12 protein-coding genes are annotated in these 16,132 nt (G+C 41.3%); 3 read left to right on the top strand and 9 right to left on the bottom strand.

The window, feature by feature from the left end; translation table 11 throughout:
• The 4 genes from JMY09_RS02630 to JMY09_RS02615 all read right to left on the bottom strand — a co-directional run bounded on the left by JMY09_RS02630 (nucleotide 1) and on the right by JMY09_RS02615 (nucleotide 5,794).
• On the bottom strand, nucleotides 1–945 hold the full coding sequence (locus JMY09_RS02630; protein ID WP_201622042.1) for a 16S rRNA (uracil(1498)-N(3))-methyltransferase: 945 nt from the start codon (nucleotides 943–945) through the stop codon (nucleotides 1–3).
• Nucleotides 946–1,178: 233 nt separating this feature from the next.
• Nucleotides 1,179–2,039: a methylenetetrahydrofolate reductase gene (locus tag JMY09_RS02625; protein ID WP_201622041.1), complete on the bottom strand. Its 861-nt coding sequence runs from the start codon at nucleotides 2,037–2,039 to the stop codon at nucleotides 1,179–1,181.
• A gap of 11 nt (nucleotides 2,040–2,050) precedes the next feature.
• The gene (ahcY, locus tag JMY09_RS02620) at nucleotides 2,051–3,475 is read right to left on the bottom strand and encodes an adenosylhomocysteinase (protein ID WP_201622040.1); all 1,425 of its coding nucleotides are present in this window, start codon (nucleotides 3,473–3,475) and stop codon (nucleotides 2,051–2,053) included.
• Nucleotides 3,476–3,850: 375 nt separating this feature from the next.
• Nucleotides 3,851–5,794, bottom strand: a complete 1,944-nt coding sequence (locus JMY09_RS02615) for a TonB-dependent receptor domain-containing protein (protein WP_201622039.1) — start codon at nucleotides 5,792–5,794, stop codon at nucleotides 3,851–3,853.
• A gap of 416 nt (nucleotides 5,795–6,210) precedes the next feature.
• Here JMY09_RS02615 and JMY09_RS02610 point away from each other — a divergent pair, with 416 nt between their 5' ends.
• Nucleotides 6,211–8,226, top strand: a complete 2,016-nt coding sequence (locus tag JMY09_RS02610; RefSeq protein ID WP_227677120.1) for a mechanosensitive ion channel family protein — start codon at nucleotides 6,211–6,213, stop codon at nucleotides 8,224–8,226.
• 182 nt (nucleotides 8,227–8,408) lie between these two features.
• Here the strand turns inward: JMY09_RS02610 and JMY09_RS02605 are convergent, their stop codons facing one another.
• The 4 genes from JMY09_RS02605 to JMY09_RS02590 form a co-directional block, all read right to left on the bottom strand.
• Nucleotides 8,409–9,140 carry a Smr/MutS family protein gene (locus JMY09_RS02605; RefSeq protein ID WP_201622038.1) on the bottom strand — a complete coding sequence of 244 codons (732 nt, stop codon included), beginning with the start codon at nucleotides 9,138–9,140 and terminating at the stop codon, nucleotides 8,409–8,411.
• 177 nt (nucleotides 9,141–9,317) lie between these two features.
• Nucleotides 9,318–10,181 (bottom strand): indole-3-glycerol phosphate synthase TrpC, encoded by an 864-nt coding sequence (trpC, locus tag JMY09_RS02600; RefSeq protein ID WP_201622037.1) that lies wholly within the window; start codon nucleotides 10,179–10,181, stop codon nucleotides 9,318–9,320.
• A 156-nt stretch (nucleotides 10,182–10,337) separates the two neighbouring features.
• Nucleotides 10,338–11,477: an anthranilate phosphoribosyltransferase gene (gene trpD, locus JMY09_RS02595; protein WP_201622036.1), complete on the bottom strand. Its 1,140-nt coding sequence runs from the start codon at nucleotides 11,475–11,477 to the stop codon at nucleotides 10,338–10,340.
• 83 nt (nucleotides 11,478–11,560) lie between these two features.
• Nucleotides 11,561–12,184 (bottom strand): anthranilate synthase component II, encoded by a 624-nt coding sequence (locus JMY09_RS02590; RefSeq protein WP_201622035.1) that lies wholly within the window; start codon nucleotides 12,182–12,184, stop codon nucleotides 11,561–11,563.
• A 787-nt stretch (nucleotides 12,185–12,971) separates the two neighbouring features.
• On the opposite strand from JMY09_RS02590, the gene glnA reads away from it, so the two are divergent.
• Both glnA and JMY09_RS02580 read left to right on the top strand, forming a co-directional pair.
• Entirely contained in the window at nucleotides 12,972–14,381 is a 1,410-nt protein-coding gene (glnA, locus tag JMY09_RS02585; RefSeq protein ID WP_201622034.1) for a type I glutamate--ammonia ligase, read from the top strand.
• A 414-nt stretch (nucleotides 14,382–14,795) separates the two neighbouring features.
• A complete protein-coding gene (locus tag JMY09_RS02580; protein WP_201622033.1) occupies nucleotides 14,796–15,395 on the top strand; it encodes a class I SAM-dependent methyltransferase in 600 nt (199 codons plus the stop codon).
• Nucleotides 15,396–15,599: 204 nt separating this feature from the next.
• On the opposite strand, the gene JMY09_RS02575 is transcribed toward JMY09_RS02580, so the two are convergent.
• Nucleotides 15,600–16,118, bottom strand: coding sequence for a DUF302 domain-containing protein (locus JMY09_RS02575; RefSeq protein WP_201622032.1), 519 nt, complete (start codon nucleotides 16,116–16,118; stop codon nucleotides 15,600–15,602).
• Nucleotides 16,119–16,132: the final 14 nt, after the last annotated feature.

Here is a 16,132-nt window from a genome sequence, read left to right as displayed (position 1 = left end):
TTATAGGTCACTAAGAGCGTGCAAGGTCGCTAGTGCTACAACTGGGGCCGTTTCAGTCCGTAATACACGCCGACCAATTTGCCAAGCGGCAAAACCAACCTGCTGTGCTTGCTCACACTCATCAGTACTGAGACCCCCTTCAGGCCCAACCAGTAAGTTGATATAAGGTAATGGCTGCGCTAAGACTTTAAGTAAAGTAGTTGGCATCAAGGGTTGGGCTGCGGCAGGCACACTGAGCATTAAGGATAAGTCTGCCTGCTGCTGTAATTGCTGGTAGTAAGGATCTTGACTGAGCGTTGTCATTGCAGAGCCTACCGCTATCTGACTATCTATGACTTTGCTAAGACGATCATCAGGGCCAGCACTTGTAGTATTATCACTACTTGGCTTGGCTTGCGTTTGCAACCAAGTAGTGATGGGCACTGGTGCGATAATAAGGGGCGGCCTATTTAACCCGCACTGCTCACAAGCGGCAATAGCGACTTGCTGCCAGTGCGCCACCTTTTTATCTACTTGCAAGGGTTTTAGATGGACCTCCCCATGATGACTACTCAACAGTTGAATAGCGGTTACCCCAAGCTCAGTTGACTTTTGGATCGCATAATCCATACGCTCACCGCGACTAATCACTAAGCCAATCTTACTTATAAACGGCGCAGTACGGTCATCAGTGTTGTGAGTGAGTAAAATAGCAGTGGCTTGTTTTTTACTTATAGTCGCCAGCTCTACTAGGTACTCGCCACCAAAACCGTCAAATAAAATGCCTTGCTCACCACTGTTAGCACGCAAGACACGGCACCAATGATGAGTGATAGTCTCAGTCAAAATAAGACTGTCGCCGATTGCTAGGGTGTTTAGTTTGGGATAATGAGGCTGATTATTGTTGTTATCCTCAGACTTATTATTACCATCATCTAGGTTGGCTGCATAAAAAAAACGTCGCACTTTATCTTATTCCTATTATTAATATAAAAAGGGTCTTAATATTCTGTATACCATACCTCACTGCTAATCGAATAACAAATTGTCAGTAGCTAGGGCAAAAAGGTATTAAGTATTGATACTAACAGTTATGGTGTTTTTGCTAGACTGATTGATAACCGCTCATAAAAAAACTGGCGCTCCTAAGAGTACCAGTTGATTTAAACACCTATTATAGCCTATTCATAACCGCAACTTTAAAGCGCCACTGTAGGAGCAAGACCTAAAGCTTCCACTAAGCGCTTGTTAGGCTCAACTTTGTTCATACTATAAAAGTGCATTGCTGGCACACCCTCGCTAATTAAACGCTCACAAAGGCGATAAACCACTTCGAAGCCGAACTCACGAATAGCTTTACTATCGTCACCAAAATCAGCCAACTGCTTGCGCACATAGCGTGGAATATCAGCACCACAACTATCAGCAAAACGTATTAAATTGCTAGAGTTAGTAATAGGCATGATACCAGCGACTAGTGGCTGAACTGCGGTGTCGATACCACGTTGCTCTACGGCATCACGCAAATAAAGATAGCTATCAGCGTTGTAGAAGAACTGAGTAATAGCCGCATTAGCACCTGCTTGGTACTTATTGACTAAGTTATCAATATCTAATAAAAAGCTACGTGCTTGCGGATGCATCTCAGGGTACGCTGCCACTTCTATATGGAAATAGTCGCCTGAATGTTCCCGAATGAACTTAACTAAGTCCACCGCAAACGGCAGCTCTCCCATGCCAACTTGGCCTGAAGGTAAGTCGCCACGTAAAGCCACCAAACGATTGATACCTAAGCTTCTATATAGATCTAACAGCTCAGCAATCTCGCTTTTATCATCACCGATGCAAGAGATATGCGGGGCAACTGGCGTTTCGCTGCGCACACATAAATCTTTTACTATCTCTAAAGTACGACTACGAGTTGAGCCACCCGCACCATAAGTAACTGAAAAATACTTTGGGGCAAGCTGGTTGAGCTCATCAAAAGTACTCAGCAGTTTCTCATGCCCTTGTGCAGACTTAGCAGGGAAAAACTCAAAAGAGACGGCAGGCTTACTCACAGTCGTGCTCCTTAGTATTTATAGGTTTCAGGCTTGAAAGGCCCTTCGATAGGTACCCCTAAGTATTCAGCTTGCTTGCTGGTCAACTTAGTTAGCGTACCATTAAAGCCGGCAACCATTGCCGCAGCCACTTCTTCGTCAAGCTTCTTCGGTAGTACTCTGACGTATAGATTGTCAGAGCGCTCATCGACAGGTAGGTCAGCGAACTTTTCTTCAAATAGGTACATTTGCGCTAATACTTGGTTAGCAAATGATCCGTCCATCACTCGTGATGGGTGACCAGTAGCGTTACCTAGGTTGACCAAACGACCTTCAGCTAACAGAATCAAATAATCATTGACATCGTCTGAACGGAAGATTTGGTGAACTTGTGGCTTAACTTCAGCCCAGCGCCAGTTATCACGCATAAACTGAGTATCGATTTCGGTATCGAAGTGACCAATATTACAAACTACAGCCCCGGGCTTTAACGCCGCTAGCATGTGTTTGTCACAGACGTGATAGTTACCAGTAGTAGTAACAATCATGTCGGTATCTTCTAGTAGACGGGTATTGATGTTTTCTGCGCCGCCAGTGTTGTCACCATTAATATAAGGCGATAAGACTTCGTAGCCATCCATACAAGCTTGCATAGCACAGATAGGATCAACTTCTGATACCCGTACGATCATGCCTTCTTGACGCAAGCTTTGCGCAGAACCTTTACCAACATCGCCATAGCCGATAACTAAAGCGCGACGACCAGCTAGGAACATATCGGTACCACGTTTGATGGCATCGTTTAAGCTATGACGACAACCGTATTTGTTGTCGTTTTTAGACTTAGTAACAGCATCATTGACGTTGATAGCAGGTACTTTTAGCGTGCCTTTATTAAGCATCTCAAGCAGGCGATGTACACCAGTAGTCGTCTCTTCAGAGATACCGTGGATGTTATCCAGCAATTGTGGATACTCATTATGGATCAGAGCGGTCAAATCACCACCATCATCCAAAATTAAGTTAGCATCCCAAAGTTGACCTGCTTCTTCGCCGCCGACATATAGCTGTTGACGTAAGCACCACTCATACTCTGCATCAGTTTCGCCCTTCCAAGCAAATACTGGCGTACCAGCAGCAGCAACAGCAGCAGCAGCGTGATCTTGGGTTGAGAAGATATTACATGAAGTCCAACGCACTTCAGCACCCAGAGCAATTAAGGTCTCGATAAGTACAGCGGTTTGGATGGTCATGTGGATACAGCCGACGATTTTAGCGCCTTGTAGTGGCTGATCAGCTTCATAGCGACGACGCAAACCCATAAGGGCAGGCATTTCGGCTTCGGCTAAAGTGATTTCACGGCGACCATATTCTGCTAAGCTAATGTCAGCAACTTTGTAGTCTGTGAAAGTGGGGTCTAGCGTGTGGACAGATGGTATATTAGACACTGCGTCCATCATATGCTCCTATCAGTAATAAATGAATGATAAAAAGAATAAAACGCAGGTGCCGTTATTTGCGCTGTCTAATAACCATTTATTAAACAGTACCGAGCCTAACATAACGAACAATCAGCATAATTTTAGGGTTTAAATGCCTTAATTATTCTTTATGGTGCAACACCTCTCGGAGGTCGTTATTGTAAAGTATGACAGACCGTTTGTCACCTATTGGCTAGTATAAATAGTTAGTGATTATGTTGATGCATCGTGTCGATCGTTATTCATATCAAGCAATAGCCATAAAAAAAGGCCATCGATTGATGGCCTTAATAGTTAGTAATATAAGTTGATATTAGTATGGATAATAAATAACTTTAGAACCAGTTAACTTTAGAACCAGTTATAAGTTAATGAGGTAAAGAAGTTAGTACCATCTTGGTTATAACGCGAAGCGTATTCACCGAAACTTTCGTTAGTTGAATAGTCAACGTTGGTTAAATTATTAATACGGCTGGTCCAAGTAAGGTTTGGGCTAAGATAATAATTACCGCTAATATTAAACAGCGTATAGTCATCAATAAAAGTACTATTGTCTGCGACATTATAAGTTTTACCAACATATTCCGCTTCAGTACGAATATCAAAGTCTGCGGCTCGGTAGCCTATATATATCAAGCCAGTATTTTCAGGACGGTATACTAATTGCTTACCTTTATTAATTCCTGAACGCTCTTCTGCTTCAGTGCGAGTATATTGACCACCTAACAAGATATTACTTAGCTGCCAGTCTGAGGTAAAGCTATATCCTGATAATTTTGCTTGATCAATATTAAGTGCTTGATACTTCTTAATAGTATCAATATATCTGTTATCAATAAGATTATCGACATCGCTATTAAAGGCAGTCAGACGGGTATTCTGTATAGCGGTATTAGACTCAATAAAGACTTCTATGTTTTTGCTCTTCTCAACTTTTAAGTCTTCATTTGGAACGTAATACTCACTTTCAATATATAAATCATTTAGAGTAGGCGCTCTATAACCGGTAGCAAAGCTAGTACCAAGACGGAGACTAGGAGCTAGTTTTACCGCATAACCAAGACCAAAAGTGGTTTCATTACCGAACTGCGAATTATCATCAAAGCGAACATTAGCTTGAAAATCGAAAGCATCTTCATTGACTTGATAACCAGCAAAGCCACTCTTAATATCACGGTCATTAACTTTATACTGATCTTTACCGTTACTACTAGGAGTATTGTCTGTGAGCTCTACTTCCTGCTGTAACCATTCGGCACCCGCTTGAAAATTTCCTACAGGTAATTTATAGCTGCTTATCAAGTTCACTTGTTTTTGCTTGGTTTCAAAGGCATCACCAACTTTATTATCTAGTTTATCTAAGCTCTGACCTGCTGACAAACGCACGGTTAGCTTATCATTTTCATATTGTGAAAATGCTGACACTAAACCGTTTTCTTGATCAGTTTCTGCGTTGGGCCCTGGTCCAAAACTAAAGTTATCAAACTCAGTAGTTGACTTAGCAAAAAGCCCAGTTGCGCCTACACTGATATTTTTAGTTAAAGGTATGCTAGCATTTAGAGCAAAATTATTGCTTTTAAAGCCATCATCATCGGCATCATTACCTGGTCGGTTTTCAAGAGCGCTGATACCTTTGGTTTGGTTGCGGCTGGCAGAAAGACTAAGTTTTGCACCTTGAGTATTGGCAAACTGCGCGGCTGCGCCATACACATAGTGGTCATGTGAGCCAACACCAGCAGTAACTGAAAAGTTGGTTTGCTCAACATCGCTACCTTTAGTGAATATTTGTATAACGCCACCCATAGCGTCAGAACCGTAAATACTAGATCCTGAAGCACCATACAATATTTCGATGCGATCAATTTGGTCAGCAGGAAGCAGGCCTAAAGCGGGTTGGCCAGATGACATTGAGCCATAACGGATGCCATCTATGAATACTAATACACGCTTACTATCATAACCACGAAGATAGAAGTTACTGTTAGTGCCCATACCGCCATCTTGTTTAATGCTAAACCCAGGCTGACGTCGCAAAACTTCCATCACCGTCTGACCTTGGAAACGTCGCAGCTCTTCTTTATTAACTACCCGAGTTTGCGCAATAACATTGCTAGTTTTAGTCGGGGTGCGAGTAGCCGTTACTATGATTTCATCCAGCTCGACTTGTGGTAGATCGTTATCGCTAACGCTATCTAACTCAGTAGTCGCTGCAGTAGCACTCATGGCAAATACGCCAAGTGCGCTTAAAATACACAATCGAAGATAAGTAGTTGAAGAAGAACGTGATAAAACCATAGGAATTTCCAGAGCAATAAAAGTAAGAAATAAGCCAAAAAGTAACAAACTTAAGGCTAAAATTTACAAAAAGTAGTAGTAAAGCAAAACTGGGTTCATTATCCATAAAAAGTGCTGAGTTATAAACTACTTTAAGCTAATTTTTATTCACTATAAGATGAGAGAAATTCATTAAATTAGGGTAAACAACTGGGTAAGTGCGCTACTAATAATGATGATTGTACAGTTTGAATGGTATTCATAGTGTTGATAGGAAGATTTAATAGCTTGTTGATACTGCAAACGCGGCTAGCCACTATAAAACGTCACATATAAAACATCACAATCATAACTACTATGGCAAAAATAATTGCTATCATAGCTATGAGACTTATAATCATTTAATCGTATTAGTTTATTAACTTAAGAGGTTTGTTTTGTCTATTCAGCGTCACTTAAAACCTAGCATAGTAACTTCTAGCACAGTAACTGCTAGTACAGTAACTGCTAGTACAGTAACTACAGCCACTTTATTAATAAAAAAGCCTGTGTTGCTAGGCTTACTGCTACTAACTCTATTGTTCAGTCTGTTACCGATTAGTACCTTTGCTGCTGAGGCTAGTCTTTTAGGAGTAGGTGGTGGGACTACAGAGGAAAGCGAACGTACACCGATACCAGACTCCTTTGGACGAGATACTCCAAGACATACGGTACAAGGGTTTATTAGTGCGCTGGGTGAAAACGACTATTTACTTGCCAGCAATTATCTTAATCTAACCAAATCTGACAATCCAACGACTGTAGTGCGCCAACTAAAACAAGCGCTCGATGCTGGGGGACGTTTTTTACCAGATTTACAGCTAAGTAATTCCGTTGAAGGGTATTTAAGTGATCAGCTGCTACCTAATCAAGAAAAAGTAGGTAGTATCGATATCAATGATAAAAGCGTTCCTATCTTATTGGAACGTGTGGTCTCCAAAAAAGGTGAGCAATACTGGCAGTTTTCTGCCGAAACGTTAACTTCAATACCTGAGGTACTAGAAAATACTGAGCCAACATTAGTATCGCAGTATACGTTTGATTCAATTGATGGCCAAAAGCTATTTGGCTATCAGCTTACTGATTTGGTTGCCGCATTAGTACTGACACTAGGCAGTTTCTTACTGACTTACATCATGGTGTGGTTGTGGTATCACGTTTTAAGAATTGTTTATCCTTATATACGTAGTGACCCGTTACCCTTACCTGACAAGATAATCCTACCACTGTCAGTAGTGATTATGGCGCTAATTCTGTCAGAGATAATGGTTTATGCTGGCATATCGGTGACCCTACGTGAGCCTATCAATCGTTTTACTGAAATAGCATCGTGGCTGGCAATAACTTGGTTGCTATTACGCATGGTTGACGTTATTTTCAGCCGCGCTGTCAATCTAAGTTATAGAAAAAACTATATCGAGCGAGTGTCGATATTAGGTCTGCTGCGTAAAGTGGTCAAAGCGTTATTATTAATCTTTGCGGTTATTGTGATATTTGGCAACTTAGGTTTTGATCTAACCACTGGTATTGCAGCTTTAGGGGTAGGGGGTTTAGCCTTAGCTTTGGGTGCGCAAAAGACTATCGAGAATCTAGTCGGTAGTGTAGTGGTAGTCGCTGATTCGCCAGTACGTATAGGCGATTATTGTAAGTTCGGTACTTATGAAGGTACGGTTATTGATATCGGTATTCGCTCTTCGCGAGTGCGCACGCTAAACCGTACCGTAGTGACTGTGCCTAATGGTGACTTTTCATCGATGCAGATTGAGAACTTTAACTCGCGGGATATGTTCCATTTTTTGCATAACTTATATATTAAGCGCAATGCTGACATCGATGTAGTGTTCGAGATGGTCAATGATTTGCATAAGCTACTAGGTGAGCATGAACTGACCAATGAAGAGTGGAATCAGGCCCATATTTTAGAGCTGCGTCAAGACTGTTACGTTATCCAGTTACGCGCTTATGTCAACTCAGCTGATGTGATCGAGTTTTACGGAAAACAAGATATATTATTAGTTGATGTGTTAAGCCAAGTCAAAAAATATAATGTCGAACATGCGCTACCCACCCAGCAACTAGTTATTGACCAAAATAACCTCAAAGACTCTAGTAATAGTAACAATGACCGCACTGATTCCGTGGAGCATTTATTAACTGAAGATGCTGATATGGATGATAAGCAACAGGCTGATACTACAGATGCTAATAAAGATGCTGATAGCACTAAAAGTAGTGTAAGCAAAAGTCCTGATAAGCAGACGCATAAGCCAGAAAAAAACAATAGTGTTATAGATAAGTCGAAGAAAATCAATAGTCTTATATTGGCAAAACGTAAATTTAAGAAGCTTAAACTTACTCATAAACACCGTGCCAAAAGAAACAGCCTGTCGATGTGGAACCAGACTTGGCGCTGATATTCACACTGGCACTGTTGATGAGGATACTTATAAGGGCTAAAGGTTCTAAGGGTTCTAAGGGTTTTGACTGTGGCGACCAATGCCAATAATGGCTGCTATAACTTCATCATTATTCACAGCTTTTAAAGCTAAAAAAAGGACTGCTTATAGCAGTCCTTTTTAAATAGTCAAATAGACAGTTATTCACCTTCGGTCTTAGACTTCTTTAGCAGTACCAATACCGCACCATTTCCACCATCTTTTGGTGGCGCTGAACAAAAAGCTAGCACTTCTGGCAACTGACGTAACCAACCGTTGACACAAGTTTTTAGAATAGCTTCGCTGCCTTTGCCATGAACGATTTTTACTGATGTTTCGTTATTTTGCTTAGCTTGGCTGAGCAGTTGGGTCATAGCTGCACGAGCTTCTTCAATAGTACAGCCATGAATGTCTACGGCATCATACCAGCGTAGTTTGCCCTGCTTTAATTGAGTAAATACTTTGTTCTGCAAAGAGGGCTGCTTATAAGATAAGATTGACTCAGCGGCAACCGGGTTGAGTAGAGCTTGCATATCCGATAAAGCGGCTCCTAATTCAGCGGCTTCACTACCTTGCGCAGCAGCACGTTTTGAGAGAGTAGCTGCATCCAGCTTACTAGTTTTGGTAGCTCCAGTAACCGAGCGTACATTCTTATCTTCTAGTTGATTAACGCCATGCATAGCTTGCATAAACAGTACTTTGTCGTCGTCGACATGCTCACTATCTAGCTGCTTAACGGTTCTTTTGACTTGCTTTTGGGTCAATAGTGATACCGGTTCTGTAGGCTTTTGATTGTCGCCGTCAGCAGCTGAGGTATCACGACCTTTACTTAGCTGTCCTTTTAGCTCTTTAAGCTGATCTTGCATTTCTTTTGAAAATAGAGAATTTGACATAATGATTCAGGGTTCTATTTGATTAGTGAAAGTTTTGGTTTATAAATAAGCTGATTTATAAATATTTTAGGCTATAAACTGCTAGTTTTATAAGTAATTAAGCGCTCAATGATATAGCGAGTATTATAACTACTGATAGTTGATCAACGCTATGCTATTGACCTAATAAGCCATACTTTACGCTTGTGTGGCAACGCTCGCAAGTAAGGATTGTAAAGCATTACCAGGGTGGTCAGTTTTCATAAACTGCTCACCGATCAAAAAGTGTTGGATACCGTGCTTGAACATTAAGCGCATATCGTCAGCACCATGAATACCACTTTCGGTAACGATTACCGCTTGTTGATTAGTATCTTCAGCCTTTAAGGTCTGCAACAAAGTGTTTTTTAGCTTAACCGTATTTTGTAAGTCTACCGAAAAGGTATTCAAATCACGATTATTAATACCGTAGATATTGTGTGACGATCGTGGTAACTGTAATGCGCGTTCCAGCTCATTAGCTGTATGCACTTCAATTAATACATCCATACCCAGCTTAATACTCAAAGTTTGTAGCTCAAGGGCTTGTGTATCATCGAGGCAGGCCATAATCAATAAGATACAGTCAGCGCCAAGCAAGTACGATTGATAAATCTGATACTCATCAACCATAAAGTCTTTACGTAGTACTGGGAGGTTGCAAGCGGCACGTGCTTGGACCAAATAACTATCATCGCCTTGAAAATAGTCACGATCGGTCAATACTGATAAGCAGCTAGCCCCAGCTTGTTCGTACTGCTGAGCAAAATCGGCTGGGGCAAAATTATGATTAATAATCCCTTTAGAAGGCGAAGCTTTTTTTATTTCAGCGATGATTCCTATGTTCGCTGTGCGTAAAGCCTCAGCGAAACCACGGCGTGGACGCTTGTCAGCAGCAACTTGTGCTTTTAAGTCTGCTAGCGATAGCTCACTGCTGGCAGCAGCAACTTCCTCGACTTTAGTGGCTACAATACGTTGTAATACTGAGGGGATAGCAGCGTTGGTCGTTGAGCTGTCGATCATAGTAATATCCAAATATTGATTAATTATTATATAAATAGCTAGAGCAGATAGGTTTACTACTAGCGCTTAGCTTGCAGTGTATGCTTTAAGTCTGCATTAGCTAAGTTTTAACCGCTTAGTAAGCACTAAGTAGTCAACAGCCTATTATCGGAACAGCTAAGATTGAGCGGCTAACTGTTGAGTATAAGCCGCTAACGATTCAAGCTTGAGCAAGGCGCTACCGTTTTGAATTACGCTTTGTGCTTGACTAACTCCATTGGCATAGTTGCTGGCTAGACCTGCTGTATAGATTGCTGCTCCTGCATTGAGGGCAATCATATCACGGGCTTTAAGTACCGCGCGCTCATGAGTGTCAGTACCTGATAAAGCGGCACGAATCAACTCCAGACTCTGCTGTGGGGAGTCAACGTCCAGTCCAATCAACGTTTGTGATTCGATACCGGCATCTTCTGGCATCAAATCATAAACTGATATTTCGCCATCTTTTAATTCAGCAACGGTCGTTGAAGTGGCTAGACTGATTTCATCTAAGCCGTCTTTGGCGCCAACCACCATTACGTGGCGTGCCCCTAAGTTTCTCATCACTTTTGCTATCGGTTCACACAATTGAGCGGTGAACACTCCAATCACTAAGTTAGGTGCGCCAGCAGGATTAGTCAAAGGCCCCAAAATATTAAAAATAGTCCGTGCTCTAAGCTCGCGGCGTACGGGATTGGCATAGCGCATGGCACTGTGATGATTAGGGGCAAATAAGAAGCCAATACCTTGGTTCTCAATACAATCCAGCGCTTGTAAAGGCGTTAAAGCAAGACTAATACCCGCTTGCTCCAATAAGTCTGAGCTACCAGACTTAGTTGAGACCCCGCGATTACCGTGTTTGGCGACTTGCGCACCAGCAGCAGCAGCGACTAAGGCTGAAGCCGTAGAGACATTAAATAAGTTAGCTCCATCACCGCCAGTACCGACAATATCTACCAAGTGATCACAAGCACTAGGGCTAATATTAGTAGCCAAAGCTCGCATAGCACTAGCCGCTGCAGTGATCTCATCAATTGATTCACCCTTCATGCGTAGTCCCGTCAAGATAGCACCCATCATAGCGTTACTACATTTGCCTTGCATGATCACTAACATTACTTGATGCATCTCATCAAAGGTCAAATCAATACGCTGTAATATCCGATCTAAGGCCGTCGATAGTAACTTATGAATCTGCTCATCGGAGAGTTGAGCGATATCTTCTGCTGTGGCTTGGTATTGATTACTAGTAGTGGTTGAAGTATTAGTAGGGCTCATAAAGTCTCACTTATTATTTTTATTAAAAGCATTAAATTTTTATTGAAAGTTCAGTAGCTCAATAGTTGCACAATGTAGAATAATTAACCCACTTGCGGTAATTGGTCAGTGTCTAGTACTGCTAAATTATGTATTTGCAAAAAATTATTGAGCAGCTGATAGCCAGCTTCACTTAAGATAGATTCAGGGTGAAACTGTACCCCTTCAATAGGGTAAGTTTTATGACGAACGCCCATTATCTCTTCAATACTACCATCAGTGTTTTTGGTCCATGCGGTCATCTCTAAACAGTCCGGCAAACTATCTTTATTAACAACTAAGGAATGATAGCGTGTGAATTCTGCAGGGTTAGGGAGGTCAGCGAATACCCCTTGACCATTATGATAGACCGATGATAAGCGCCCGTGCATTACTGCGCCCGCCTTACCGACTTGACCACCGAATAATTGGCCGATAGCTTGATGACCTAGACAAATCCCTAAAATAGGAATGACGCCTTTAAAGGTATCAATGATTTCTAATGAAATACCAGCGCGATCGGGGTCGCAAGGACCAGGGCCGATGACGATAATATCAGGAGCTAGCGTTTGGATTTGTTCGATAGTGACCTGATCATTACGCCAAACAGTGATGTCCTGCTGCAATTCACCAAAGTACTGTACAATATTGTATGTAAAGCTGTCGTAATTATCGATCATCAAAATCATCAGGTTTTCAACTTTTATTGGATTTTATAATAGGACACTAAAGTGGTGAAGCTATAGGTTTGTGAATTTGTCACTTATTAAATGCTCACAAGTATCTTACCATTATTTTGTAGCCTAGCAAATGTAGGGCTAATGAAAGTACTTATTTTGTTTAACTGATTGTTAGTCTACCTGTATCATAAAGTCTCTAGTTATCCAGAGGGTAAAAACAACCCTAGAATAATCATAAAATAACTATAGCAAAACAAAGCTGTTGGAGTAATATTGCTGAAGTAATGCACTTAACTATTAGGCCAATAATGAGTAATCGTCATAGAAATTGCACCAATTTAGTGCATAATATTTAAAAATTTCTATCATTTTTGTGCATTTACTCAAAGCCTTGGTAGCGAACTGTATCTTTATAGAGCAGGCGATGATTGTATTTTGCAGCGTAATAGTGGGTGTGGTGAGCGTATTATTAATAAAAAGGGGTAAATAGAGGGCTTTTATCTATTTTTGTTATGGATTGGCACGATGTTTGCTTTATTATATTTGATAGTTAACTATATATAGAAGACCGCTATATCGAAGACAGTCAGTAACAGCGACTTATCACTAGTTACTATCAAGATTTTTACTACTAAAGGCCAATCATGGCTTCGTCTGCCAGTAAAAATAGGCTAGCCAATTATTACTGAGTCGATAACAATTCAACATTATCGCTCAGATATTGCTAAAATAATGTCAGATTTTTAAAATAGCAAGACCGCAAGTAACATTATAACCACTACTATGGAGATTATTCATGTCGAATAAATTACTAGATCTTATCAAGTCCTCTAATGCTAAATGGGTTGATTTTCGCTTTACCGATACTCGGGGTAAAGAGCATCACATGAGCTTTCCTGCTCATAGTGTTGATGAAGAGGTCATGGAAGATGGCAAGATGTTTGATGGTTCGTCCATTGCTGGCTGGAAGGGTATTGAAGCCTCTGATATGATCTTGCGTCCTGATCCAGAGACCGCATTCCTTGACCCGTTCTTCGATGCGGTTACGGTGGTCGTCACTTGCGATATTATCGAGCCGTCAACGCTACAAGGCTATGATCGTGATCCACGCTCTATCGCCCGCCGTGCTGAAGAGTATTTAAAGTCGACTGGCATTGGTGACACTGCTTATTTCGGTCCTGAGCCTGAATTCTTTATCTTTGATGAAGTAAAGTGGTCGATTGAGATGTCTGGGGTTAGCCATGAAATTATCGCTGAAGAAGCGGCATGGTCAACTAATAAAGATTATGAGTGGGGCAACATGGGCCATCGTCCGCGCGTCAAAGGCGGTTATGTACCAGTACCACCAATTGATAGCTCACATGATATGCGCGCAGTTATGTGTGAGCGTATTGAAGAGATCATTGGTGAGGGTAGCGTTGAAGTCCATCATCATGAAGTTGCTCCTTGTCAGGCAGAGATTGGCGTAGCCTTTAATACTTTGGTCAAAAAAGCAGATGAAGTACAACAGCTAAAGTACGTTGTACATAACGTAGCGCATCAGTTCGGTAAAACCGCTACCTTTATGCCAAAACCTGTTGTTGGTGATAATGGTTCAGGCATGCATGTGCATATTTCTATCTCAAAAGATGGGGTAAACACTTTTGCAGGTGATGAATATGCCGGTTTATCAGAGTCAGCGTTATACTTCATCGGTGGTATCATCAAGCATGCTCGCGCATTGAACGCTATTACCAACCCATCGACTAACAGCTATAAGCGCCTAGTGCCACATTATGAAGCGCCTATTAAATTGGCTTATTCAGCGTCTAACCGTTCAGCATCTATTCGTATTCCACACGTTAGCAGCCCAAAAGCAGTTCGTGTCGAAGCTCGTTTCCCTGATCCTGCAGCGAACCCGTATTTGACCTTTGCAGCATTGCTAATGGCAGGTCTTGATGGTATTCAGAATAAAATACATCCAGGCGAAGCGGCAGATAAGAATTTGTATGACTTGCCACCAGAGGAAGAAGCCCAAATTCCAACAGTTGCTGAAAGCTTAGAAGTCGCTCTGCAAGCTTTAAGAGATGATAATGAATTCTTATTAAAAGGTGATGTATTCACTAAAGACATGCTAGAAGCCTTTATCGCTCTAAAAGAAGAAGAAGTGCAGCGTGTCAACGTTACTGTGCACCCAGTAGAGTTTGACTTGTACTATAGCTGTTAGTTAATTAGTAGCTACTACTTTAAGTTACTGTGTTTAAGTCATTGTCTTTAAGTGATAGTCTTTAATTCATTGTCTTTAAGTAATAGTAATGAACCAAAACCAGCTGAGCGAGTCTTGGCTGGTTTTTTTATGCCTATTGATAAAAGCAGTCTGCATCATTTTTAATTTACATTTTGTCTAGAACAGCGCTTTGATTATAGTGGCATAATTAGCTAGTAGCAGTGCTTAGGGGCAAAAGATCACTACGCCTAGTAAGCGCTTTATTACTAACAGCTTTGAGCACTTGTAACCATGCTAGTAATATATATATATCGCTTAGCTTATGCAGTTGGCTGTATCGAGCTTAATTACCAGCCTAGAATATAATAAGGTCGGCAGGTTTATAACTGGGTGAACTTAATGGAGGGGCATAGTATGTGGAATGAGCGTTATAGCGAGTCTCAATATATCTTTGGTACAGAACCTAATGATTTTTTAAAGCAGTCATTTCATCAAATAAAAGCAGGTGGAAGGGTACTATGCTTGGCTGAAGGAGAGGGTAGGAACGCAGTGTTTTTAGCCCAAAATGGCTATCAAGTTACCGGTATTGATTTATCGATAGTAGGCTTAAATAAAGCACAGCAATTGGCTAAAGATAAAGGAGTAACTTTAATTACCCAAGTTGCCGACCTTAATGATTATGATTTTGGAGCACAACAGTGGGATGGCATTGTTTCTATTTGGGCGCATATGCCGACTACGGTTCGCCAGCGTGTACATAGCCACATTGCATCAGCATTAAAGCCGGGTGGAGTATTTATCGTTGAAGCTTACACTGAACAACAGCTTATGATGGAGGCGGTCGGCGGGCCATCAGCTAGCGAAAAAGATCGTTTTGGATCGCTTGCCACTTTGCAGTATGAGCTGGCAGAGCTTGAGCAGCTAGTCGGGGTTGAAAGGCAACGTATGATTTCAGAAGGTAATCGTCATCAAGGTGTCAGTGCCGTGGTACAGTTTATTGCTTATAAGCGCTAGCTGGATTAATACCTTAGCATGAGCCTTAAAGCAATCTTAGGACAATGCTTAAGACAATGCTTAAGACAATGCTTAAGACGAGCCTTAAGACAAAAAGGCTAAGTTATAGAGCCTATCGATATCCTCTATAACTTAGCCTTTTTCGATAAAATTAATTTTTTATACGTCTAATCATAAGTAACAGCTAAGCACTTATAGTTAATACTACTTAGCTGTTGCTGCAGTGGCTAAGCCACTTAATAGCATAGATATATTGTTGATGACTTTATCACAGCCAACGATGTTATGACGAGTTTTTAAATACTCAGGCTGGTTATAAGTCAGATGAACCTTACCCGCAACATCTTCGCTAACAAGCACTTTTTGTGGTAAATCGATAGCCACACTTTGAGCACAATTCATTAGCGGTGTGCCTGCTTTAGGATTGCCAAAAATAATAACTTCAGTAGGTCTTAAAGTTAAGCCGGCTCCCAGCGCATTTTTCTGATGGTCGATTCTACTAAACAAGGTCAAGCCTTGGCTCTTAGCCATAGACTCAAAGCGATCTGCGGTTTGTTTAACCGAATGGTTACTCTGTAAGCTCACTAAGCCATTATCAGTAGCTATAGAGCTAGCACTGTTTTTAACTGCAGCCTGACTATCAAGCTTCGATAAGCTTTGTTGCAAGCTGGCACAAGAGGATAGAGCTAGAGCACAAGCAATAATGGGGATTATTTTGAGCATAAGGGTTCCTGTTC

This window comes from Psychrobacter urativorans, from assembly GCF_904846695.1.
In the GTDB taxonomy this organism is placed as follows: Bacteria; Pseudomonadota; Gammaproteobacteria; order Pseudomonadales; family Moraxellaceae; genus Psychrobacter; species Psychrobacter urativorans.
This window is presented reverse-complemented; position numbering and strand designations above follow the sequence as displayed.

Coding starts and splice junctions, on each gene's coding strand:
- ahcY (WP_201622040.1), bottom strand. CDS start 3,475: ATGGACGCAGTGTCTAATATACCATCTGTCCACACGCTAGACCCCACT.
- JMY09_RS02615 (WP_201622039.1), bottom strand. CDS start 5,794: ATGGTTTTATCACGTTCTTCTTCAACTACTTATCTTCGATTGTGTATT.
- JMY09_RS02605 (WP_201622038.1), bottom strand. CDS start 9,140: ATGTCAAATTCTCTATTTTCAAAAGAAATGCAAGATCAGCTTAAAGAG.
- trpC (WP_201622037.1), bottom strand. CDS start 10,181: ATGATCGACAGCTCAACGACCAACGCTGCTATCCCCTCAGTATTACAA.
- trpD (WP_201622036.1), bottom strand. CDS start 11,477: ATGAGCCCTACTAATACTTCAACCACTACTAGTAATCAATACCAAGCC.
- JMY09_RS02590 (WP_201622035.1), bottom strand. CDS start 12,184: ATGATTTTGATGATCGATAATTACGACAGCTTTACATACAATATTGTA.
- glnA (WP_201622034.1), top strand. CDS start 12,972: ATGTCGAATAAATTACTAGATCTTATCAAGTCCTCTAATGCTAAATGG.
- JMY09_RS02580 (WP_201622033.1), top strand. CDS start 14,796: ATGTGGAATGAGCGTTATAGCGAGTCTCAATATATCTTTGGTACAGAA.
- JMY09_RS02575 (WP_201622032.1), bottom strand. CDS start 16,118: ATGCTCAAAATAATCCCCATTATTGCTTGTGCTCTAGCTCTATCCTCT.